General features: G+C 75.6%; 16 protein-coding genes. 4 read left to right on the top strand and 12 right to left on the bottom strand.

The annotated features are described in order from the left end of the window. Positions 1-61: 61 nt before the first annotated feature. Both ACFVVU_RS04405 and ACFVVU_RS04400 read left to right on the top strand, forming a co-directional pair. Complete coding sequence (locus tag ACFVVU_RS04405) at positions 62-1276, top strand: acetyl-CoA C-acetyltransferase (RefSeq protein WP_355368776.1); 1215 nt, start codon at positions 62-64, stop codon at positions 1274-1276. Positions 1277-1323: 47 nt separating this feature from the next. Continuing rightward, on the top strand, positions 1324-3501 hold the full coding sequence (locus tag ACFVVU_RS04400; RefSeq protein ID WP_387788352.1) for a 3-hydroxyacyl-CoA dehydrogenase NAD-binding domain-containing protein: 2178 nt from the start codon (positions 1324-1326) through the stop codon (positions 3499-3501). 13 nt (positions 3502-3514) lie between these two features. Here the strand turns inward: ACFVVU_RS04400 and ACFVVU_RS04395 are convergent, their stop codons facing one another. The 3 genes from ACFVVU_RS04395 to ACFVVU_RS04385 form a co-directional block, all read right to left on the bottom strand. Further along, positions 3515-4285, bottom strand: coding sequence for a MerR family transcriptional regulator (locus tag ACFVVU_RS04395; RefSeq protein WP_380681422.1), 771 nt, complete (start codon positions 4283-4285; stop codon positions 3515-3517). A 136-nt stretch (positions 4286-4421) separates the two neighbouring features. After that, on the bottom strand, positions 4422-5453 hold the full coding sequence (locus tag ACFVVU_RS04390; protein ID WP_387788351.1) for an isopenicillin N synthase family dioxygenase: 1032 nt from the start codon (positions 5451-5453) through the stop codon (positions 4422-4424). A gap of 355 nt (positions 5454-5808) precedes the next feature. Continuing rightward, on the bottom strand, positions 5809-6573 hold the full coding sequence (locus tag ACFVVU_RS04385; protein ID WP_387788503.1) for a MerR family transcriptional regulator: 765 nt from the start codon (positions 6571-6573) through the stop codon (positions 5809-5811). Positions 6574-6714: 141 nt separating this feature from the next. Here ACFVVU_RS04385 and ACFVVU_RS04380 point away from each other — a divergent pair, with 141 nt between their 5' ends. Next, positions 6715-7185, top strand: coding sequence for an SgcJ/EcaC family oxidoreductase (locus ACFVVU_RS04380; protein ID WP_380681426.1), 471 nt, complete (start codon positions 6715-6717; stop codon positions 7183-7185). Positions 7186-7192: 7 nt separating this feature from the next. Here the strand turns inward: ACFVVU_RS04380 and ACFVVU_RS04375 are convergent, their stop codons facing one another. The 3 genes from ACFVVU_RS04375 to ACFVVU_RS04365 all read right to left on the bottom strand — a co-directional run bounded on the left by ACFVVU_RS04375 (position 7193) and on the right by ACFVVU_RS04365 (position 10933). Beyond that, positions 7193-8212 (bottom strand): acetamidase/formamidase family protein, encoded by a 1020-nt coding sequence (locus ACFVVU_RS04375; protein ID WP_380681428.1) that lies wholly within the window; start codon positions 8210-8212, stop codon positions 7193-7195. Then, entirely contained in the window at positions 8209-9666 is a 1458-nt protein-coding gene (locus tag ACFVVU_RS04370; protein WP_380681430.1) for an APC family permease, read from the bottom strand. Before ACFVVU_RS04370 ends, ACFVVU_RS04375 begins: the two co-directional genes overlap by 4 nt. A 151-nt stretch (positions 9667-9817) precedes the next feature. After that, the gene (locus ACFVVU_RS04365) at positions 9818-10933 is read right to left on the bottom strand and encodes an ABC transporter substrate-binding protein (protein WP_380681432.1); all 1116 of its coding nucleotides are present in this window, start codon (positions 10931-10933) and stop codon (positions 9818-9820) included. A gap of 108 nt (positions 10934-11041) precedes the next feature. Here ACFVVU_RS04365 and ACFVVU_RS04360 point away from each other — a divergent pair, with 108 nt between their 5' ends. Next, positions 11042-11491 carry a MarR family winged helix-turn-helix transcriptional regulator gene (locus ACFVVU_RS04360; RefSeq protein WP_387788350.1) on the top strand — a complete coding sequence of 150 codons (450 nt, stop codon included), beginning with the start codon at positions 11042-11044 and terminating at the stop codon, positions 11489-11491. Between the two features lie 38 nt (positions 11492-11529). Here ACFVVU_RS04360 and ACFVVU_RS04355 read toward each other — a convergent pair whose 3' ends face one another. From ACFVVU_RS04355 to ACFVVU_RS04330, 6 genes are all read right to left on the bottom strand, one after another. Beyond that, on the bottom strand, positions 11530-12513 hold the full coding sequence (locus ACFVVU_RS04355) for an oxygenase MpaB family protein (RefSeq protein WP_387788349.1): 984 nt from the start codon (positions 12511-12513) through the stop codon (positions 11530-11532). Positions 12514-12574: 61 nt separating this feature from the next. Next, positions 12575-14230 carry a thiopeptide-type bacteriocin biosynthesis protein gene (locus tag ACFVVU_RS04350; RefSeq protein WP_387788348.1) on the bottom strand — a complete coding sequence of 552 codons (1656 nt, stop codon included), beginning with the start codon at positions 14228-14230 and terminating at the stop codon, positions 12575-12577. A 56-nt stretch (positions 14231-14286) separates the two neighbouring features. Further along, a complete protein-coding gene (locus ACFVVU_RS04345; RefSeq protein WP_387788347.1) occupies positions 14287-16251 on the bottom strand; it encodes a TOMM precursor leader peptide-binding protein in 1965 nt (654 codons plus the stop codon). After that, on the bottom strand, positions 16248-18014 hold the full coding sequence (locus tag ACFVVU_RS04340; protein ID WP_387788346.1) for a hypothetical protein: 1767 nt from the start codon (positions 18012-18014) through the stop codon (positions 16248-16250). Before ACFVVU_RS04340 ends, ACFVVU_RS04345 begins: the two co-directional genes overlap by 4 nt. Continuing rightward, the gene (locus ACFVVU_RS04335; RefSeq protein WP_387788345.1) at positions 18011-19270 is read right to left on the bottom strand and encodes a lantibiotic dehydratase C-terminal domain-containing protein; all 1260 of its coding nucleotides are present in this window, start codon (positions 19268-19270) and stop codon (positions 18011-18013) included. Before ACFVVU_RS04335 ends, ACFVVU_RS04340 begins: the two co-directional genes overlap by 4 nt. Continuing rightward, positions 19251-21926, bottom strand: a complete 2676-nt coding sequence (locus tag ACFVVU_RS04330) for a lantibiotic dehydratase (RefSeq protein WP_387788344.1) — start codon at positions 21924-21926, stop codon at positions 19251-19253. The genes ACFVVU_RS04335 and ACFVVU_RS04330 overlap by 20 nt, the downstream gene beginning before the upstream one ends. Positions 21927-21941 lie beyond the last annotated feature (15 nt).

Genomic DNA, 21941 nt, shown 5'->3' with positions numbered 1-21941 from the left:
CTCCCGCCCGTCTCCCACGGCTCTCCGGCGTCAAACCCTCTGCCCCGAAAGGCTCCCCACCGTGACCACCGAAGCGTACGTCTACGACGCGATCCGCACCCCGCGCGGCCGGGGCAAGGCCACCGGCTCCCTGCACGGCACCAAGCCGATCGACCTGGTCGTCGGCCTGATCCACGAGATCCGCCGCCGCTTCCCCGGCCTGGACCCGGCGGCGATCGACGACATCGTGCTCGGCGTGGTCAGCCCGGTCGGCGACCAGGGCTCCGACATCGCCCGGATCGCCGCCATCGCCGCCGGCCTGCCCGACACGGTCGCCGGCGTCCAGGAGAACCGCTTCTGCGCCTCCGGCCTGGAGGCCGTCAACCTGGCCGCCGCCAAGGTCCGCTCCGGCTGGGAGGACCTCGTCCTGGCCGGCGGCGTCGAGTCGATGTCCCGGGTGAAGATGGCCTCCGACGGCGGCGCCTGGTTCGCCGACCCGATGACGGCCTACGAGACCAACTTCGTGCCCCAGGGCATCGGCGCCGACCTCATCGCCACCATCGAGGGCTTCTCGCGCACCGACGTCGACGCCTTCGCCGCCGAGTCCCAGGCCCGTGCCGCCAAGGCCCAGGCCGACGGCCTGTTCGACCGCTCGGTCGTCCCGGTCCGCGACCGCAGCGGCCTGGTCGTGCTGGACCGCGACGAGTTCATCCGCCCCGGCACCACCGTCGAGACGCTGGCCGGGCTCAAGCCCTCCTTCGCCGCGATCGGCGAGGCCGGCGGCTTCGACGCCGTCGCCCTGCAGAAGTACCACTGGGTGGAGGCCATCGACCACGTCCACCACGCCGGGAACTCCTCCGGCATCGTCGACGGCGCCGCCCTGGTCGCCATCGGCAACCGGGAGACCGGCGAGCGCTACGGGCTGCGGCCGCGCGCCCGGATCGTCTCCGCCGCCGTCTCCGGCTCCGAGCCGACCATCATGCTCACCGGTCCCGCGCCCGCCACCCGCAAGGCGCTCGCCAAGGCCGGGCTGACCGCCGCCGACATCGACCTGGTCGAGATCAACGAGGCCTTCGCCGCCGTCGCCCTGCGCTTCATCCGCGAGATGGGCTTCTCCCCGGAGCAGGTGAACGTCAACGGCGGCGCGATCGCCCTCGGCCACCCGCTGGGCGCCACCGGCGCGATGCTGATCGGCACCCTCGTCGACGAGCTGGAGCGGCGCGAGCTGCGCTACGGCCTGGCCACCCTCTGCGTGGGCGGCGGCATGGGCATCGCCACCGTCGTCGAGCGCGTCTGACCCCGTCCTCCGCCCTCCTCCTCACCCTCCTCCGGAGATCCGAACCCATGAGCGACACCACCACCATCCGCTGGGAGCAGGACCAGGACGGCGTGGTCACCCTCGTCCTCGACGACCCCACCCAGTCCGTCAACACCATGAACGACGCGTTCACCGCCGACTTCGAGGCCGTCGTCGCCCGGCTGGCCGGCCTCGCCGCCGACGGCGGGCTGCGCGGCGTGGTCGTCACCTCGGCCAAGAAGACCTTCTTCGCCGGCGGCGACCTGCGGATGCTCTCCGCCGCCCGCCCCGAGGACGCCGCCGCCGTCTTCGAGAAGTCGATGCGGATCAAGCGGGCCCTGCGCACCCTGGAGACGCTCGGCAGGCCGGTCGTCGCCGCCGTCAACGGCAGCGCGCTCGGCGGCGGCCTGGAACTCGCCCTCGCCTGCCACCACCGGATCGCCCTGGACATCCCCGCGAGCCGGATCGGCCTGCCCGAGGTCACCCTCGGCCTGCTCCCCGGCGGCGGCGGGATCGTCCGCACCGTCCGGCTGTTCGGCATCACCGACGCCCTGCTGAAGTTCCTGCTGCAGGGCCGCCAGTACCGCCCGGCGCAGGCCCTCGAACACGGCCTGGTGCACGAACTCGTCGACACCCCCGAGGAGTTGACTGCCCGGGCGCGGGCCTGGATCGAGGCGAACCCGGCCCCCGTCCAGCCCTGGGACGTCAAGGGCTACAAGATCCCCGGCGGCACCCCCAGCACCCCGGCCCTCGCCGCCAACCTGCCCGCCTTCCCCGCCAACCTGCGCAAGCAGCTGGCCGGCGCCCCCTACCCGGCGCCGCGCAACGTGCTCGCGGCCGCCGTCGAGAGCGCCCAGGTGGACGTCGACACCGCGATGGTGGTCGAGGCCCGCTACTTCACCGAGCTGGCCTGCGGGCAGACCAGCAAGAACATGATCCAGGCGCTCTTCTTCGACCTCCAGGCGGTCAACTCCGGTGCCGGACGGCCCGCTTCGGTGGAGAGGCGGACGGTCCGCAAGGTCGCGGTGCTCGGCGCCGGCATGATGGGCGCCGGCATCGCCCACGTCTGCGCCGAGGCCGGCATCGAGGTGCTGCTCAAGGACGTCACCGCCGAGGCCGCCGAGCGCGGAAAGGCCTACTCCGAGGGCCTGTTGGCGAAGGCGGTGGCACGCGGGCGCAGGACCGGGGCGCAGCGCGACGACATCCTCGCCCGGATCACCCCCACCGCCGAGGCCGCCGACCTGGCCGGCTGCGACGTGGTGATCGAGGCGGTCTTCGAGAACCCCGAGCTGAAGCACAAGGTGTTCCAGGAGATCGAGGGTGTCGTCGCGCCGGACGCGCTGCTCTGCTCCAACACCTCCACCCTGCCGATCGGCCTGCTCGCCGAGGGCGTGGAGCGCACCGCCGACTTCATCGGCCTGCACTTCTTCTCGCCGGTCGACAAGATGCGGCTGGTGGAGATCGTCCGAGGACCGCAGACCGGGGACGAGGCGCTGGCCCGCGCCTTCGACCTGGTCCGCCGGATCGGCCGGACCCCGATCGTGGTCAACGACTCGCGCGGCTTCTTCACCTCGCGGGTGATCGGCCAGTTCATCAACGAGGGCGTCGCCATGATCGGCGAGGGCGTCGATCCCTCCAGCGTCGAGCAGGCCGCCGCGCAGGCCGGCTACCCGGCCAAGGTGCTCTCGCTGCTCGACGAACTGACCCTCACCCTGCCGCGCAGGATCCGTGACGAGTACCGGCGCGCCGTCGAGGCCGCCGGCGGCGAGTGGACCGCCCACCCGGCGGACGCGGTGGTGGACCGGATGGTCGACGAGTTCGGCCGCCCCGGCCGCAGCGGCGGCGCCGGCTTCTACGAGTACGACGAGAACGGGGTGCGCGGCCGTCTGTGGCCGGGCCTGCGCGAGCACTTCACGCGGGCGGACGCCGCCGTGCCGTTCGAGGACCTCAAGGAGCGGATGCTGTTCAGCGAGGCCCTGGACTCGGTGCGCTGCCTGGAGGAGGGGGTGCTCACCTCGGTCGCGGACGCCAACGTCGGCTCCATCCTCGGCATCGGCTTCCCGGCCTGGACCGGCGGTGTCCTCCAGTACATCAACGGCTACCCGGGCGGCCCGTCCGGCTTCGCGGCCCGTGCCCGCGAACTCGCCGCCGCTTACGGCGAGCGGTTCGCGCCGCCCGCCCTGCTGGAGCGGATCGCCGCCGAGGGCGGCACCTTCGGCGACTGAGCCCGCAGGCCCCTCACCCGGGCGGGGCGGCCCGCTGCTCCTCGGCGGCCGCCCCGCCGGACTCCTCGCCCGACTCCTCGCCCAGCTCGTTGCCCAGCTCCTCCCGCAAGGACCGCTGGAACGCCGTGACCAGCGCCTGCGCCACCATCGGCTGGATGTGATCGGTCAGCGCCTTCATCCGCTGCACGTCGTCCGGCGCCGGCTCGCTCTCCCGGTACGGCTTCCACACCGTCTCCCGGAACAGCCGCTGCAGCTCCCGCGCCGTCGCCCGGCTGTGCTCCACCACCACCGCGCGCGCCGCCACCAGCGTGTCCAGCGGGATCGGCACGTCCAGGATCCGCACCCCCAGCGGCAGCAGCCCCGGGTCCACCCGGAACACCTCCGGGTCCGCCGTCCGCTCCAGCGCCCCCATCGCGGCCAGCCGGTCCACCTGCTCCTCCGACAGCCGCCGCCCGGCCCGCCGCTCCACCTCGGCGCGGCCCGCCTCCTCCGGCACCTCCGGCGTCCACGACGCCACCAGCGCCCGGTGGATCGCCAGGTCCAGCGGCGTGGTCCCGCGCGGCAGCCGCGCCAGGTACCGCTCGATGGCGGCCAGCGTCAGCCCCTGCCGCTGCAACTCCTCGATCAGCCCCAGCCGGTCCAGGTGCTCCGCCCCGTACCACCCGACCCGCCGGGCCCCCAGCACCGGCGGCGGCAGCAGCCCCTTCGTCCCGTAGAACCGGACCGTCCGCACCGTCACCCCCGCCCGCGCCGCCAACTCGTCCACCGTCAGCCGCACCTCCACCTCCGGCCTCCCGCCTCGTAGCAGCACCACTGTGACACCAGGAGTGTGACACCGCTGTCGCACCGGGTCCACGCCCCGAACGCGGGCGGGCCCGCGCTCCGGTGGGGATCGCGGGCCCGTGGGCGGCGGGTGGGTGTCAGGCGGCGAGGTCGGGGTGGTGGCGGCGGGTGACCTCGGGGTGGGCGCGGGTGTAGCCCTTCCACTCGTTGAAGCCGAAGTCGGCGTAGAGCGGGTTGGCCGGGTCCTGGGTGGCGCCGGGGGCGTGGTGGGCGAGCGGGAAGTCCAGCGGTTCGACGTGGGCGTCGAGGCGGGGGTTGTAGAAGAACGGGACGGAGTAGCGCTCGCGGGCGCCGGGCGGGCTGACCACGCGGTGGCTGGTGGCCTTCAGGTAGCCGTCGGTGGCGACCTCCAGCAGTTCACCGAGGTTGACGACGAAGGCGCCCTCCAGCGGCGGGACGTCCAGGAAGGAGCCGTCCGGGCGCTGCACCTGGAGGCCGCCGACGGTGTCCTGGAGGAGCAGGGTGATGAAGCCGTAGTCCTTGTGCGCGCCGACGCCCTGGGCGGCGCCGTCGGGTGCGGTGCCCGGGTAGCGGACCAGCTTGAGCCGCAGGTGCGGGTGCCCGGCGAAGGCGGGGTCGTAGAAGTCGGGGCGGGCGCCGATCGCGGCGAGGAGTTCGTGCAGCAGCGTGCGGGCGACCGCGCCGAGCCGGTCGATCCAGGCCAGCGCCGCGGTGCGCAGCCCGGGGAGCGCGGCGGGCCACTGGTTGGGGCCCTCCAGCCACCAGTACGGGGGCTCGCCGGCCGCGGGCACGTGCGGGGGCAGTTCGGCGCCGATGTCGAGCTGGTCGCGCCAGTCCCGGCTGCCGCCGGTGCGCTCGTCGCCGGTGCGGGTGTAGCCGCGGTAGTGCGGGGAGTGGAGGTTGGCGACGGCGAGGCGCTCGGCCTCGGGGAGGGCGAAGAAGGCCCGCATGGCGTCGGTGAGGGCGGCCGTCTCGGCCGGGGTGATCCCGTGGCCGACGAGCTGGAAGAAGCCGACGCCGGTGGCCGCGGTCCGCAGTTCGTCGTGCAGGCGGGTGCGGTCCGCCGGGCTGCCGCCGGCGAGCGAGAGGTCGATCACCGGAAGAGCGTCGACGGGGGCTTCGAGGGTGGGCTGGTGCTGCTGCGTCATGGGTGACATCCGCTGGGTCTCGTCCCGGCCGGCTCCGGTGGTGACCGGGAACGCCGGGGACGCGCCTGGTGCGGCGGCCGTGCCCGGGGCCGGGAGGGGGGAGCGCGGCCGCTGCGGGCCGCGCTGAGGGGAGGGGTACGAGGTTCAGCCGGAGCGTCGACAGGACATGCTGGTCACGCGGAGCAGGTCCACGTGGCGGCGGCGAACGAGAAGGAGCACCTCACCAGCGTAGATCACCCGTTCGGGTGCGGGCTGCGGAGCCCGCGGAGGCGGGCGCGCGCGGGTCCCGTCCACCCGCCCGCGCCCGCCGTGCCCGCCCGGCCCCCGGCGAGGCCGCCCGGGCGGTTCAGGAGGCTCAGGCGGGCAGCGTCGCCGCGTACGCCTCGATGGCGTCCCGCTGGTACTCGGCGAGCCCCAGGGCGATCGACTCGTACGCGGCCCGCCACGGCTCGTTCTCCACGCAGGCCCGGCCCATCGCCCGGAACTCCTCCGCGGAGACCGGCTGGATCGCGGCGAGCGCCCGGTACTGCCCGGCGACCTCGGCCCGCACCGCCGCGGCGTCGACCGGCTCCCCGGCGGCCATCAGCTCGGCGAGCCGGACCATCAGCGCGGTGCGCTCGCGCTGCCCCGCCTCGATCTCCTCCGCGCTCAGCTCCGCGGTGACCCGCTCGGTGGCCTCGGCCAGCTCGGGGAACGCGCGCACGCCCTCCTCGTAGTCGGCGGCCCGGACTCCCTCGAAGAGGTTCTCGGGCCGGTTGATCGCGGTCATCGGCGTACCGTCCTTCCTGGATCGCTCCAGATCGGAGATCGTGCGGGCGACCGTGGCGGCCAGCGCGTCCAGACGGTCGCGCTCGGCGAGCAGCCGGCGGTGGTGGCCGCGCAGCGCCTCCAGCTCGTCCACCCGGGTGGCCAGGATCCGGCCGATCTCGGACAGCCCCAGGCCCAGTGCCCGCAGCACGAGGATCTGCTGGAGCCGCAGCAGCTCCGACTCCCCGTAGTAGCGGTGGCCGTTGGCGCCGACCCCGGCGGGCGGCAGCAGCGCGATCTCGTCGTAGTGCCGCAACGTCCGCGCCGTCACTCCCGACATCCGCGCCACATCGGCGATCGGCCAGCCGGCCATCCCGTTCTCCCTCACGTCTCTCACCGGGGCCGGTTCCTCCGGCCCTGCCCAGGACGTTAGAGGCTGCCGCTGCGGCAGCTTCAAGTCCGGACCGCCGTCGGCCTTGACCTGAAGCGGACTTGAGATCCGACGATGGTCGGCATGAACACCGACGCGAACACCACGATCACCGCGGGCCCGGCCCGCACCGGGAACGCCCTCCTGGACGCCGGCTCCGCCGAAGCCGAGATCGCCGCCATCCAGCAGGTGGTCGCCACCGTCCAGCACGCGCAGGCCAATGAGCTGGTCGAGGAGTTCGTCGGCCTCTTCCGCGCCGACGCGATCTGGACCACCGGCCACGGCAGGCTGCTGCGCGGCCGGGAGGAGATCGCCGAGTTCACCCGCACGGTGCTGCCCGGGGCCGTCGTGGGCAGCGGCAGCACGGCCGTGTACGAGGTGGTGCACGTGTTCTTCCTCCGCCCCGACGTCGCCGCCGTCAAGGTGCGCCAGCGCTACCTCGACGGCGGCGGCGGGCAGGTCGGGGAGGAGGGCAGCCCGCTCTACGTCATGGCCAAGGAGGACGGCCGATGGCTCCTCACGGCCTGTCAGAACACCGTTGTCCGGGGATCCTGATCCCTCTTCAACGCCCCTTCAGGTAGGCGGCGGCGGTCGCGCGGAGGTGGTCGTGCAGGCCGTCGTAGGCGCGGGTGCGGCCCAGGAGGGACTTGGGGAGCTTGGCGGCCATCGTGTAGTTGGTGTCGCACACGTTGGCGGCCGGGGCCAGGCCGGCCTGGCTGACCAGCTGGTAGGCGTCCAGCAGGTCCAGGCCGAGCAGGTCGGCGCTCCAGGTGACGAGGTCGTGCTGGCTGATCCGGAAGGCGTCCTCCAGGGGCCGGGCCGAGCCGGTGGAGATCAGGTGGTGGTCGCTCTCCAGGCGGGGCCAGGCCGGGCCGCCGCCCTTGATCAGGTCGACCACCACCGTGGTGCGCATCGCCGTCTCGACGGCCGTTCCGCAGACCTCGCCCTCGCCCTGGCGGGCGTGGCCGTCGCCGATGGCGAGCAGTCCGCCGGGCACGTTGACGCCGAAGTAGGCGGTGGTGCCGGCCCGCATCTCGGGCGTGTCGAGGTTGCCGCCGTGCGCGCCCGGGGTGATCGACATCAGGGTCTCCCCGCCGGCGGGCGCGACGCCGACGGTGCCGTGCATCGGGTCCAGCGGGAGTTCGGCGGTGAAGTCGCTGTTGCGGGCCCGGAACCGGCAGACGCCGGCCGCGGTGTCCAGCTCGTACACCCAGACCCGCTCCTCCAGCGGCGCGTGCAGCATCGCGGTGGAGTGGGTGGTGGTGAGCGCGCCGAAGTGCGGGAAGGTGCTGGAGACGCCCCAGTCGCGGGCCGGGGTGATCTCCACGAAGTGCACGGCCAGGGTGTCGCCGGGCTCGGCGCCGGCCACCGCGATCGGTCCGGTGACCGGGTTGAGGTAGGGGAACTCGCAGACCGCGCTCGGCAGGTCGGCGAAGCCGCGGACCCGGCCGCCGAAGCAGTCCTCGGTGGTCAGCTCGACCACCGTGCCGGGCTGGACGGTCACCAACGGGGTGCGTCCGCCGAAGGTGTAGGCGTAGTCCTCGGGCTTGGGCGAGAGGGTGACGACGTCGGGCAGGTTCACGGGGTCTCCTTGCCGGGGGAGGAATCGGGGGTGGCGTCGGAGGCCACCGCGGCGAGGTTCGGGCGGCGGCCGGACAGCAGCAGCCCGGTCAGGACGAGTCCGCCGATCGCCAGCCAGACGAAGCCGAGGCGCTGGGCGGCGATGTCCGCGTTCACGACCACGTACGCCAGGATCGCGAAGCCGATGACGGGGGCGATGAGGTGACGCCACCAGTCGCGGCTGCGGCGGCGGAACACGTAGTGCACCACCACGGACACGTGCAGGACGAGGAAGGTGGTCAGCGCGCCGAAGTTGACCAGCGTGGAGAGCAGCGTGATGCCGTCCTCGCGCGAGGCGGTGTAGAGGCCGAGGACGAGCGAGACGCCCGCGGTCAGCAGGGTCGCGTTCACCGGGACGCGGTGGCGCGGGTGGACCTTGGCGAGGAAGGCGGGCAGCTGGCGGTCGCGGGCCATCGCGAACAGGAGTCGCGAGGTGGCCGCCTGGGCGACCAGGGAGTTGGCGAAGCCCCAGGCGACGGCGGTCGCGGCGGCGGTGACGGTGGCGAGCCAGCCGCCGGCGGCGACGCGTGCCGCGTCGTAGAAGGCGGTGCCGTCCGGGTCGCCGTCGGCGATCAGCGCGGCCGGGTCCGGGACGAGCAGCGAGGCGATCCAGGTCTGCACGATGAACAGCGAGCCGGCCAGCAGCAGCGCGGCGATCATCGACTTGCCGACGGCCTTGGCGGAGTCCTTGTTCTCCTCGGAGAGGGTGGAGATGCCGTCGAAGCCGAGGAAGCTCAGCACCGCCACCGACACCGCGCCGAAGACCAGGCTCCAGGAGAACGTCTGGGAGTTGTAGACCGGGGTGAAGTCGAAGCCGCGGCCCTTGCCGGAGGCCAGCGCGGCCAGGCCGAAGCCGATGAACACCACCAGCACGACCAGCTCGCCGATCAGCATCGCCTTGTTGACCTTCGACGTCATCTCGACGCCCAGGTAGTTGACGGCGGTGTTCAGCAGCACGAAGCCGACCAGCCACAGCCAGACCGGCACCGCCGGCACCAGCGAGTTCATCGCCACGCCGGCGATCAGGTAGAGCAGGCCGGGGACGAGCACGTAGTCCAGCAGGATCATCCAGCCGGACAGGAAGCCGACCGGAGCCGCGATGCCGCGCCCCGCGTAGGTGTACACCGAGCCGGCCATCGGGAACGCCCGGGACATCTGGGCGTAGGACAGGGCGGTGAACATCATCGCCACCATGCCGAGCACGTAGGCGAGGGCGACCATGCCGCCGGAGCCCTGGAAGACGCTGCCGAAGATGCCGAAGGGGGCGATCGGGACCATGAAGACCAGGCCGTAGACCAGCAGGTCGGTGAAGCGCAGGGAACGGCGCAGCTCCTGTTTGTAGCCGTAGCTCTCGATGCCGGTGCTGCTGCCGGTCCCGGTGCCGGTGCCGGTGGGTGAGGCGGGTGCTTCGGACATGTGGGGGCTCTCTTCCGTGACGACCCGTGGCGGGGCGACCCGAGGTGGTGGGGAGACACTAGAGCCAGTTATTTCCAAATGGAAGGGATTTGCGAATCCAGTCCACATGGCGGGCACCGCACCCGGTGGGCATCGCACCTGGTGGGAGGCGCTACGGCAGGACCGTGAACCCGAGTCCGTCGGCCCGCGCCAGGTGCACCCCGTCGCGGGCCGGGCCCAGCGGCGCCCGTGCCCACGCCCGCCGCACCGCCGCGCCGTCCCCCCGCAGCAGCCGCGCCGCCGACCGTCCCAGCCCGCCGTCCGCGACCAGCTCCCCGCGCGCGGCCAGCGCCGCCAGCAGGTGCAGCCCGTCGTACAACCCGACCGCGTAGGCGTCCAGCACCGGCGCGTACGGCCCGAACACCGCCCGGTGCTGCTCCGCCAGCCGCATCCGCCGCTCCTCCGTGAGCGAGACGAACGACGGCATCACGGCGTACAGCGTTCCGGTGCCGTCCCCGCCGTACGCGAGCAGGCTGTTCTCCTCCAGCGCGACGGACAGCCGCACCAGCCGGCGGTCCAGCCCGGTGCGGCGCAGCGCCCGGTTGAACCGGACCAGGTCGGCGCCGATCAGGCTCAGCAGCAGCGCGTCCGCCCGCTCCGCGCGCAGCGCGTCCAGCAGCGGCTCCAGCGTCCGGTCCGCCGTCCCGAACGGCAGGTGCCGCTCCAGCACCACCCGCGCCCCGGCCCGGGCCACCGCCTCCCCGGCCGCCCGGTGCATGGCGTACGGCCAGATGTAGTCGTTGCCGACCAGCGCCCAGCGGCGCAGCCGGTGCCGCTCGGTGAGCCGCTCCACCACCCCGTCCAGCTGGCGCGCCGGGTCCGCCCCGGTGCAGAACACGCCCGGCAGCCGGGCCCCGCCCTCGTGCGGCGGCGTGTACACGTACGCGGTCCGCCCGGTGGTGACCGCCTCCAGCGCCCGGTGCACATCGCTGGAGTGGCAGCCGGCCACCGCGTCCACCGCCCCGGCGTCCAGCAGCAGCTCCACCTCCCGGGACACCGCCGCAGGCGTGCCGCCGCCGTCCACCAGCACCAGCTCCAGCGGCAGCCCGCGCACCCCGCCGCCGGCGTTCACCTCGTGCGCGGCGAGCAGCGCCCCGTCCAGGGCCGAGGGCCCGGTCAGGCCGAGCGTGCCGGACTGCGGCACGACCAGGCCCACCCGCAGCGCCGGCGCCTCCCGGGGGAGGTACCGCGCGTCGAGTGGCTCCAGCAGCTTCACGTCGGCGGTCATCGCTTGCGAGTATCGTCATGCCAGCCGATCCGGCCAAACGGGACCGAACGAGGACCGAACGGCCGGAACCGGCGACCGGGACCAGCGACGGGGAAAAGAGACACGGCCATGACACCACCAGCCACCACCCCCGCCACCACCCCCGAGGCCGCCTCCATCGACCAGCCGCTGCTGATCGAGCTCCTCACCGTCGCCCAGCGCCGCCTCGCCCGCGACCTCGCCGCCCGCCTGGAGGCCGAGGGCTGCACCCTCGACCAGTGGCGCGTCATGCGCGCCCTCGCCGAGGGCACCGGCCGCTCGATGGGCGAGCTCGCCCAGGCCCTGCTCATCCCGCAGGCCAGCCTCAGCCGCATCGTCGACGCCCTCACCGAGGCCGGCTGGGTCTACCGCCGCCAGGACGAGCGGGACCGCCGCCGCGTCACCGCCCACCTGTCCCGCGTCGGCCACGCCCGCCTCACCCGGCTCGACGCCCTCGCCGCCGCCCATGACGCCGCCGTCCGCACGGCCTGCGGCAGTCACGACCCCGGCCCGCTGCTGCGCCACCTCACCGGGGTGTAGCCGGTACGGCGACCGGCTACACCCCGGTGAGCCGCGGTTCAGCCGTTGTGCGTGCCCTGCTTGCCGGGCACACCGTGCTCACCCTGATCACCGTGTCCGCCGTGCTCGCCGCCCGCCGCCGCGGCGTGCGGGAACGGGCAGCCGCCGGAGGCGGACCCGGTGCCGGCCTTCTCCTCGAAGGTCCCCAGGTCGCTGATCCGATAGCCGTACGGATACCCGGGGTAGCTGCGCACCTGCCAGCCGTCCCGCCCCAGGTGCGGCCTGCGGCGCGGCGGCAGCAGCCGTACGAAGCGCCCGCGCAGCCGCATCCCCTCCCGGACGGCGCGCCGCAGCGCGGCCGGCGGGGCCGGGTAGCCGAACGCCTCGCGCAGCGGGTCGTCGAGCAGGCAGAGCGAGGAGATCCGCATCGACGGCCGCAGCGGCGCCGGGTACCAGGAGACCATCAGGCCGAGCGTGGCGTCGGAGACCGCCCGGCTGCCCGGGTCGAAGGCGAAGTGCTCGCGCTCGTAGTCGTCGAGCAGCCGCTCGAACTCCTCGTACGTCTCCGGTACGCCGCTCAGGCCCATGTGCCGGCCCAGTTCGCGGTAGTAGTTGACCGAGGCCCGGATCTCGTGCGGGGACAGCTGGCGCCAGCCGTAGTCGTCCATCCAGCGCTTGGGCGTCACCACGAAGGTGGCGAGCACGTACCGGAAGTCGTCGTTCGTGATGTCGTACCGGCGGTGCATCTGGTTCATCCGGCGGATCGCCTCGCGCCCCTGGGAGGAGTCGAAGCCGTGCTCGATCACCGCCTCCAGGATCAGCGTGGTGTCGTCGTAGCGCTTCTGGGCGCGGCCGGTGAACTCGCCGGTCCGGGCGAGCAGCCGGCCGATGCTGGGGACGGCGTAGGTGCGGTAGAGCGCGAAGCTGAGCGACTGGGTGTAGTCCCAGGGAAACTCGTACCAGCTGCTGATCCGGTAGATCTCGGTGAACTCGGTCTCCGGGTCCATGCGCTGAATCTTCTTCAGCCAGTCGTATCGCTGCACGGATCCCGACCCTAGGGGCCGTCCGGGGCCCGGTCAACGGCGGCGCTTCCCGGGGAGCCGCTCACCTTCCCCCCGGAGTTTCCGCCGGGGACGTCGGGACCGCGCGGCCCAGCGGGAGGAGGTACTGGATCGGCTCGTCGAGGTCGTCGAGCGAGAGCAACTCGTGGGCGAGGTCGTCGAAGAGCCCGCCCAGGGGCGTGGTGCCGAGGCCGAAGGCGGTGGCGGTGAGGAGGAGGTTCTGCGCCAGGTGCCCGGCCTCGACGAGGCCGAGACGCAGCGCGCGCAGGCCGTAGCGGCGCCGCAGGTGGCCGAGGTCGAGGTGGATCGCCAGGACCGCGGGCGCCTCGTCCACCATCAGCGCCTGCGGGTCCGAGGCCGGGCGGGAGAGGTAGTAGGAGAGGGCCTTGAGCTGGTCTGGTTCGGGCGCCGGGCCGATCGGGCGCAGGCAGCGCAGCGTCGGGACGCAGTGGTAGGTGCCGGCCGGCAGGCCGTCGACGGCGAGGGCGAGCAGCCGTACCCGGACGGCGTGCATGCCGCCCGCGCTGGGGTAGGGGCGGTCGCCGGTGGGGCGGTTCGGCGCGCAGGCGGACCAGAGCAGGCCGCCCAGCTCGCCGGCCGTGAGCGGACCGGTCAGCCGGCCCCGGGTGGAGCGGCGGCCGAGCAGCGCGTCGGCGAGGGAGACGGCCGGCAGCGGGTCGGCGGGCAGCGGCACGTCGTGCGGGGACGGCCGCGGCGCCTCGACGGGCGGCACCTCCGGCAGCGCGGTGTCCTCGGGGCGCCCGATCTGGAACTTGCTGCGTTCCAGGTACTGGAAGTCCGGGGCGTCCGGACCCTGGGGGAAGAAGCCGAACGGCCGGTCCGTCTCCAGGAGCGTCCGGCCGGCGAGCCGGCAGACCGCGCGCTCCTCGTCCGGCCCGACCCCCAGCCGGTTGAACAGCATGTGCAGCTGCGAGGCCCACACCTGGAAGAGCTCTTGCCCGGACGCCTCCGGCGCGCCGGACCGCATCCGGGCGGCGGCCTCCACGACGTGGGCCGACCAGTCGCCGAGCCAGGGCGCGGCGGTACCGGTGTCGAGCGCCTCGCGCAGGGCCGCGGCGCGGCGGGCCAGGGTCTGCCGCTGCTGGGCGAACACCGCGTTCACCCTGCTGTGCACGGCGGCCCCGGGCAGCGGCCGGAACTCCGTCACCCAGCGCCAGGAGGCGGAGTGGCGCCGCAGCCAGCGGGCGGCGGCGAGCTCGTCCATCCCCAGGGCGTGGGCCGTGGTGTGCGCCAGGTCCAGGGCGGGCGACAGCCGGGCGCCGGGGGCCGGGCCGAGGGCGCGCAGGGCCCGGACCGCGGTGCGGGTGGAGTGGGTGAACAGCTCCTCGGCGACCGGCAGCAGCGCGGGCCCTCCGTAGCGCTCGGTCTCCGGTTCGTACGGGACGGCCGTGACCTCCCCGTGCCGGGCCGCCCACGGACCGTCCGGCGGGGTGCGGAGGGAGGCGAGCCGGGTGAACTCCTTCGCGAGGGTGTCCGCGCGCCCGGCCGTCCCCCGGAAGCGGATCCGCAGGTGCGGGCCGCCCTCGCCGTAGCGGATGAAGAACCAGTCGGGGTCCGCGTCGCGGTCCATCAGCGGCGCGAGGTCCTCGGTGACGAAGGCGTCGGTCTCGTGGGCGGGCAGCGGCAGGGCCAGGTGCAGGCTCTGCCAGGGGGCGGCCGGCGGCTGTCGGGTCGTCATCGCGTCCTTCCCGGACGGCAGGGGAGTCGGGCGGGGGAACCGGGCGGTTCGGCGGGTCAGGGGAACGGGTGCGGGTGCAGCGGCAGGTCCTCGTGGCGCAGCGGGCGCGGGGTGCGGCCGAGTCGGTGCGGGACCTCCAGCAGGCGGGGCAGGCCGTGGGTGCGCCGGTTGGCCTCGCCGAAGGTCATCGGGAGCGTCCCGGGGACGATCACCTTGGCGCAGTACAGCCCGAGCCGGTCGCGCACGCCGGGCTCGTCCTGGCGGACCACCACGACCTCCAGGCCCTCCCCGGCGAGGCGGCCGACCGTCCGGTCAAGCAGGGCCGTCAGATCGCCCACCGGCTCGGGGGCGCCGGGCCAGCGCTCCTGCCACGGCACCGGGGGCGGGCCGGTGAACAGGAAGTCCAGCCGGGGCTGCGCTTCGGGCAGGGTGTTGAGGCCGACGTGGTCGTCCAGCACGACGACCAGTTCGGGCCGCTCCAGCATCGCGCGCAGGCGCCGCCGGTCGCGGGCACTGCCGTCGGTGGTCGGGCGGCGCGGTTCGTCCTGGACGTTGGTGACCACCTCGGCGACGGCGGAGCGGATCGCCGTGCGCGGGTCGTGGTGGGCGCCGGCGGCCAGGAAGACGCGAGGCGCGTCGGGGTGCGTGCCCCGGTAGCGGCAGAGGGCGAGCACGGCCGGGACGCCGAGGTCGTTGGTGGCGTCGAGCAGGGTGAGCCGGTAGCCGAGCAGCTCGGCGCGGTCGGCGAGGTCGGCCGTCTCCGGGTCGTCGAGGGGGACGGTGACGGCGGGCAGCGGGGTGCGGGCGTACCAGGCCATCAGGAAGGCGTCGCGTTCGGCGATCTCGAACAGGCCGTACAGCGCGGCCTCCTCGGGACTGTTGCCCAGGCCGCAGCCGTTGGAGGACTCGTGCGCCACCCGGGGGCGGTCGCGGTCCGGCGGGTCCCAGTAGACGAGGTGCTCGGGGACGGCGACCGGGCGTCGGTGGGTGAGGGACCAGCCGTGCACCCAGTCGAGTTCCAGCTCCGGGGTGAAGGGGACGGTGGTGCGGTCGGGGTGGTCGCCGGGGTCGGGCAGGCCGAGCCGGACGGGGTCGAGGACGGCCTCGGGCCCGCGTGCGGCGACCAGCTCGGCGTAGGAGGCGCGCAGGGCGGTGCGGCGGCCGAGCGGGCGCATGCCCGCGAGTCGCTCCACGCCCTCGAACAGGGCCACGCGTTCGCTGGAGCGGAAGTCCGTCGAGCGTCCGTAGCCGCCGTCCTCCTCCGCCCGGCCGTCGGTGACCAGGGCGCTGGTGAGGGCGAAGGCCGAGTCCTCGGTGCGGTAGAGGCGGCGGACCGGGCCGAAGCGCTCGTCGTGCAGTTCGGCGCGCAGCCGCTCGGCGGTGGTCCGCTCGTTGGCGCCGCGCAGCACGGCGGGGTCGGGCAGCGGGCGGGGCGTGCCGGGCAGGCGGGCGGCGTCGGGGGAGTCCTCGGGGAGCGGGTGGCAGACGGCGCAGCCGCCGACGGGGCGGACCCGGTGGGTGGACCAGGTGGCGCGGTCGCCGTGGACCAGGTGGACGGTGGCGTGGGTCGGGCCGCCGACGGTGCCGCCCGGGCCGGTCCCGGAGGGGGCGTCGGTGCCGGCCGGGGCGTCGGTGCCGGGCCGGTGAACGGGGTCCGCCCGGTCGTCGGCTTCGGCGAGGTCGGCGGCCAGGGCGAGCACCGCCTCGGAGAACGCCGGGGTGCCGGTGCCGGCGAGGGCCAGGGCCGGGCTCTGCCAGGGCACCCGGCCGCCGGCGCTGGCGAGCCGCTGGAACTCGGTACAGCTCAGGCAGGCGGGCGAGCCGGGGTGGAGGACGGGCCCGATGACGGTCAGCGCACCGTCCTCGCGCACCGGGACCAGCCGGACGGGGTGCGCCAGGGCGTGCCGGCTGAGCCGTTCGGCGAGGCCGAGGGTCCAGGCGGTGAGGTGGACGAGGGCGGTGCCGCTCGTGGTCGCGAGGGCCTGCTCGGGGTCGAGGACGGGTGGATCGGTGGCGGTCACCGGCGGTCTCCCACGGGCACGAGGACGGTGAAGCCGCAGCCCGCAAGGGCGTCGGCCGGTGGGTGGGCGGCGGCGGTGCGGGGCTGCCAGGGAGCGGTGCGCAGTCCGGTCAGAGCCTGCAGCGCGGTCTGCAGGTCCGCCTCGCGGTCGGCGAGTTCGGCGAGCCAGCGGGCGGTCCAGCCGCCGTCCATCCAGTCGGCGAGCGGCCGTCCGGCGGCGGCCAGCGGGGCGGCGGCGCCGTCGAACACGGTGTGGTGGACGCGGGCCGGGCCGAGGTCGCGGGCCGCCAGCCGGGTGAGGGCGCCCAGGGCGGCGACGGCGACCGCGTCGGCGGCGGTGGCCTCGACGGCCGGGCTCCCCTCCGCGGTGGCCAGGAAGGCGGAGCCGGCGAGCCGGCGGACCGTGAGGTCGGCGTTGCGGCCGAGGCGCCGGGCCAGGGCCGCCGTCCAGTGCCGGGCCTGCGGGTGCTCGCGCCACCGGGCGCCGGGCTGCGCCTCGTCAGCGGTGGAGGCCGCGGGGTCGGCGAGGTCGGCGAGTTCGGCGAGTTCGGCGAGGGCGGCGCGCCGCAGGGCCCGGCCGAGGGCGTGCGCGGGCCCGGCGCCGACCGTGACGGGGGGCGCGGCACCGGCCGTACCGGCGGCACCGGGATCGACGGCCGCCAGCTGGAGTTCGGCGGCCCGGACGGCAGCCGCCAGCCGGGCGAGGTCGGTCCGGGCGGCCCCGGCCACCAGCAGCCCGTCCGGCGTCCGGCAGGTCGCCAGGGCGGTGGGCAGCTGCGGAAGGTCGCCGGGAGCGGGCGCGTCGAGCACGCCGAGCAGCGGGTCGCCGAGCGCGGCGACCCGGCGCAGGGCCGCGTCGAGGTCCTCGGGCGGCTCACCCGCCGGGCCGGGCCCCGCCGCCCAGGGGCGGTGCTCGGCGTGCGGCGGGCGGGTCCCGGCGACGAGGACGGCGGGGCGGCCGGGGAGCAGCCGGGGGTTGTCCGCCGGGTCGCCCGGGTCGGGCAGACCGGCGACGGCGCACAGCAGCCGCTGGGCCGTCGCGGCGGCGAGCAGCGGCGGAAGCGTCCTCGGGGCCGGACCGTCGTGGCCCCGGGCGGAGTCGGGGTGCAGCCGCTCCGCGAGGGCGGCGAGATCGGCACGGGTGCGGGTGGGATCGGCGGGCGCGGTGACGAACCCGCCGTCCGCTCCGCACCGCAGTCCGACGGCCACCGGCGGTTCGCCCGCGACGACCAGGACCTGTCCGGCGGGCAGCGAGGCGTCGGCGACGACCGTCGGCCGCGCCCCGCCCCGGGCGAGCGCGCGTGCCACCGCGTGGGCCGTCCCGTCGTCCGGGTCCGCCGCGGCGACCACCGGGCGCGCGGCGGCGAGGGCCGTCGCCGCCGCGCCGGGGTGCTCGGCCACCGAGCCCGGCCAGGGCGGCGGTTCGGCGTCGTCGAACCGGTCGACCAGCAGACCGTGCTCGCGCAGGCGGGCGGTGACGGTGGCCAGTGCCGCCTCCAGCTTCGGGTGTCCGGCCATCGGATGCGGCTGTCCCGTCGCGGCTCCGGGCCGTCCCGCGTCCGGCTCAGGCCGCGCCGGATCCGCGTCGGCGGGCGGACCGCCGGCGAGCCGCGCGGACAGGACCTCCCACAGCGCCGGCAGCGAGCGGCTGCCCTCCAGGGTGAGGCTGGTGCGGCGGCCGCGCAGGTGCAGCCCCTCCCGCAGCGGGGTGACCGCCACGCCGGGGCGCAACCGCGGCCGGCCGGCGGCCGGTTCGGCGGTCATGCCGCCCCCTCGGTCCGGGCGATCACCGCGCCGATGTGGTCCTGCCACCGGTGCCCGGTGAGCTCGGGCACGGTGCGCACGACGAGGTGGGCGGCCAGGTAGCGTTCCAGCGGCCGGACGTCGCAGATCGCGAAGAGCCGGTACAGGGCGTTGGTGGTGGTCCGGTAGATCAGGTAGTCGGTGCGGTTGAACAGCGTGCCGTCGGGGTCGCTGCGCGCCACCATCCGGTGGAACTCGCTGTAGCGGGTGCGCAGGCCGAAGTCCCAGCGTTCGGCGACGGCCGGGTCGCCGAGGGCGAGCGCGCGGGCCCGGTACTCCTCCCGGTGGCCGGAGAGGTCGGCCCCGGCCGCGAGCAGCCGCTCGGCCCGCTGCCAGGCCGTCGCCGACCAGTGCGCCCAGTCCCGCTCCCAGCTCCGGATGTCCCCGGCCGTGACGCGCCGGACCAGCTCCGTGACCGCCGGGCCGCCGCGCTCCCCGTGCCGGTCGAAGGCGGCGCGCAGGCGGCCGTCCGGGTCCTCGTGGACGAGGAAGTCCTCAAGGTGGGAGAGGAAGGAGTAGTGCCCGCCGGCCAGCCCGTCCGGATGGGTGCTCGCGTGCGCCGCCAGCGCCGTGACCACCAGCCGCACCCGGGCCTGCGCGGTGTCGCCGTGCTCGCCGAGGAACCGGCAGGCCGAGGTGACGGACGGCAGCCCGGCGCGCATCAACTCGTCGCGCAGCGCGGCCGGTTCGTCCCCCAGCAGGGCCCGCAGACCGGCCTGCGCGGCCGGCTCGACGGGAGCGACCCGGACGGTGTTGTCCGGTACCAGCGGGCCGTACGGCGGCGCGATCAGTTCGGCCCGCCCGGCGACGGCGGCCTCGGCGAGCAGTCGCTCCTCCGTGCGGTTGTCGACGGAGGGGTGCGCGGCCACCCACGCCCGCAGTGCCTCGGAGGACTCCTGTGCCACGGCGGCCACCCGCTCGGCCGGTCCCTCCAGCCGCAGCCGCAGGTGCGGGCCGAACCGCCAGTGCCGTTCCACGTGGGCGCGCAGCCCGCGCTCGGTCGCCCGCCGGGCCAGCGGAAGGACGGCCTCGCGCAGGGCGGGCGCCTTGGTGGGCCGGTAGTAGTACAGGATCACGTCGACGGCGGATCCGGGCGTCCGCCCGCTCGCGGGCCCGGTGACGGGTCCGGGCGGGGGTTCGGGCAGGGCTTCGGGCACGGCTTCGGGCAGGGGGTCGGTCAGGGGTTCACGCGCGGGTTCACTCATGGGCTCGGTCATCGGGCGACTCCTCGGCGGCGCACCGGCGGTGCGGAGACGGGGTGGGCAGGGGGACGGGCGCGGTGGCGGTCCGGGCCCGGCGGTAGGTCTCCGCGACGAGTTCGACCGCCCGCGTCGGCTCGGTCTGTCCGCCGATCAGGGGCAGCGCCTCCTCCAGCACGACGCCGTGCGGGTGGCGGGCGAGCCACCGGTCCAGGTGCCGGAGGTGGAGCGGATTGCCGAGGTCGACGGGCTGGGGCTTGGACGCCCGCAGCCGGTCGAGGAGGGCGTCGACGGCCGCGCCGTCCTCGGCGGGCCGCGTCAGGGGGTGGACGAAGAGCTGATCGGGCAGGCCGAGGCGGGCGCGCCAGCGGGCGACGGCGGCGACCGGGACGCGGTCCGGGCCGGGGGGACCGGCGGGGTCGGCGGCGAGGTCGGCCCGCAGGGCGTCGACGACCCCGGCCGGGAGGAGCCAGCGGCTGCGGGCGAGGACGACGTGCCGGTGCCGCAGCCGGGGCGTGCGGGTGACGGTGCCGCCGGGCGCGGGCAGCGTCGTGCGGGGCAGCAGCGGCTGGAGGACGACGGCGCCGTTCGGGTGGTCCGCGAGCAGCGGCGCCAGCCGTTGGGGCAGCAGGGCGGGGGAGAGGAAGCCCAGGTAGAGGACGTCGAGGTACTCGCCGGTGGAGCGGAGCCGGAGCCGCAGCTGGTCGCCGTCGACGTCGTGGACGAGATCGAGGTCCGCCTCCGCGAGGGCGGACCACCGGCGGTCGGGCCCGATCTCCTCGGGGAGCAGCAGCGGGTGCAGATTGGCGTTGAAGCCGCCCACCGGCCGGATCTGGGCGGCCCGCGCGTCCGCGCCGAGGCCGTCGCGGACCTGCCGGGCGACCTCGGCCGAGGCCTGCGGCGCGGTCGCGTCGAGGAACCGGCTGGTGAAGCGGCCCCAGCCGCCGTAGATGTGGTTGACGCACAACAGGCCCTCGGACGGCTCGCGTTGGACGAACCAGGAGTAGCTGAGCGGCCGGGCCGCCGTCCAGGCGGGCAGTCGTCCGGCCAGGGCGCGCACCCGGTCGGCGGGCAGGACGACCTCGCCGTCCAGTTCGGGCAGGCCGATGAACTCCCGCCGCAGGGCGGCGATGTCATCGGGGACCGGGGCGTCGGCCCAGGCAGCGTTGATCTCGGCGCCGAACTCCCACGGCGTGGTGCAGACGCCGCCGGTGCCGTACCGGGCGACGAAGCGGTCCCGGAAGGCCGGCCGGGCCAGCTGGCCGTGGTCGAACAGCTCGGCCAGCGCGGTGAGTTCGGCGAGCACGGCCCGGTCGGCGGCGTTCAACCGGGGGTGCGGCGGGTCGGGGGTGTGGACGTCCTCGCTGAGCACGGTGACCGGCACGGTCTCCCCGGGGAGGGGCCGGCCGGCGTCGGCGAGCAGGTCGCGCCAGGCGGCGGCCAGGGCGGCGAGCACCGCCGGACGGCGTTCCGGGGGCGTGGTCGCGTAGGCGGCGGTGTCCTCGGCGAGCCGGCGCAGCGCGCGGGCCGTCGCGGCGTCCTCGGGCCAGGCCCCGAGCCAGGCGGCGAGCCGTTCCAGCGGGTCGGGGTCCTGCGGGTCGACCGGGTCGGTGGGCACCAGCAGTCCGGCGTCCAGGAGCCTTTCGACGAAGCGCGGTACCGCCGGGTCCCCGGCGGGGCGCCCCAGGGCCTCGGCGAGCCGGGCGGCGAGCCGCTCCGGCGGGTCGGGGGTCTCGGTGAGGGCGGCGAGCACCGCCAGGTGCGGCCGGGCGTCGAGTTCCACCTCGTCCTCGCGCGTGACCAGGAGGCGGCCGCCGACGAACACCGGCCGCGTGCGCTGGTAGTGGGCGCGTCCGGCGTCGACGCGGGCGGCGCTGGTCATCCGGTGCGGCAGGCTGCGGGCACGCCGGGGTTCGTCGAGCAGGCCCTGGACGAGCGCGCCGACCAGGGCCCGGTTGACCCGGACGACCGTCCGTGGGGCCGGTTCCGCCGTGTCGCGGCGCGGTTCCTCCGAGGCCCAGCCGACCGCCGTGAACCAGGACAGCGGACTGGTCTTGCAGGTCGCCCGCAGCGTGTGGCGCAGGACGGCGGCCTCCTCCTTGCGGGCCCGGCCCGATGGTCCGGCGTCCGGGTCCGCGGCGCGCACCACCGCACGCAGCAGGTCGGCGCTGCCCAGGGCGACGGCGCGCCGGAACGCGGGCTCCCGGCAGAGCCCGGCCAGGGCGGCCCGCTCCGCCGTGAGTGCCGCCGGCAGGGCCTCCGCGAGGTCGGCCAGCAGCCGGGCGCGATGCTCCCGCAGCTGCAGCCACTCGGTGAGCCGGGGGATCCGGGCTGGCAGGTCGCCGAGCCGGCCGAGCTGGGCGGCGCGCGGCGTACGACCGTTGTGCAGGTCCCTGCGCAGCGGCAGGACGACCCGCCGGTGGAACTCCTCGTCGTGGCCGCCCCGGCTGGCGTAGAGATCGTCGCCGAGTGCGGACCGCAGGGCGGTGTCGGCGGCCTCCGCGCCGGTGAGCCGCGCCAGCAGGTCCCTGACGAGCGCGGACGGCGCGGACTGCGGGGCCCGGGCGAGCACGGTGGCGCGCACCAGCGCGTACGCCGCGGTGGACGCCCCGTCGGGGGCGGCGGCCGGCGGCGCGGGCGCCGGGACGGCCCGGAAGGGGGCACGGCTGGGCACGGCGGGCGACCTCCG

Origin of the sequence: Kitasatospora sp. NPDC057965 (assembly GCF_042887135.1) — a bacterium.
Classification (GTDB): Bacteria; Actinomycetota; Actinomycetes; order Streptomycetales; family Streptomycetaceae; genus Kitasatospora.
The sequence above is the reverse complement of the archived record's forward strand: the minus strand, read 5'-3'. Positions and strand labels throughout refer to the sequence as shown.

Coding starts and splice junctions, on each gene's coding strand:
- ACFVVU_RS04400 (WP_387788352.1), top strand. CDS start 1,324: ATGAGCGACACCACCACCATCCGCTGGGAGCAGGACCAGGACGGCGTG.
- ACFVVU_RS04390 (WP_387788351.1), bottom strand. CDS start 5,453: ATGACGCAGCAGCACCAGCCCACCCTCGAAGCCCCCGTCGACGCTCTT.
- ACFVVU_RS04385 (WP_387788503.1), bottom strand. CDS start 6,573: ATGGCCGGCTGGCCGATCGCCGATGTGGCGCGGATGTCGGGAGTGACG.
- ACFVVU_RS04380 (WP_380681426.1), top strand. CDS start 6,715: ATGAACACCGACGCGAACACCACGATCACCGCGGGCCCGGCCCGCACC.
- ACFVVU_RS04370 (WP_380681430.1), bottom strand. CDS start 9,666: ATGTCCGAAGCACCCGCCTCACCCACCGGCACCGGCACCGGGACCGGC.
- ACFVVU_RS04365 (WP_380681432.1), bottom strand. CDS start 10,933: ATGACCGCCGACGTGAAGCTGCTGGAGCCACTCGACGCGCGGTACCTC.
- ACFVVU_RS04360 (WP_387788350.1), top strand. CDS start 11,042: ATGACACCACCAGCCACCACCCCCGCCACCACCCCCGAGGCCGCCTCC.
- ACFVVU_RS04350 (WP_387788348.1), bottom strand. CDS start 14,230: ATGACGACCCGACAGCCGCCGGCCGCCCCCTGGCAGAGCCTGCACCTG.
- ACFVVU_RS04340 (WP_387788346.1), bottom strand. CDS start 18,014: ATGACCGCCGAACCGGCCGCCGGCCGGCCGCGGTTGCGCCCCGGCGTG.
- ACFVVU_RS04335 (WP_387788345.1), bottom strand. CDS start 19,270: ATGACCGAGCCCATGAGTGAACCCGCGCGTGAACCCCTGACCGACCCC.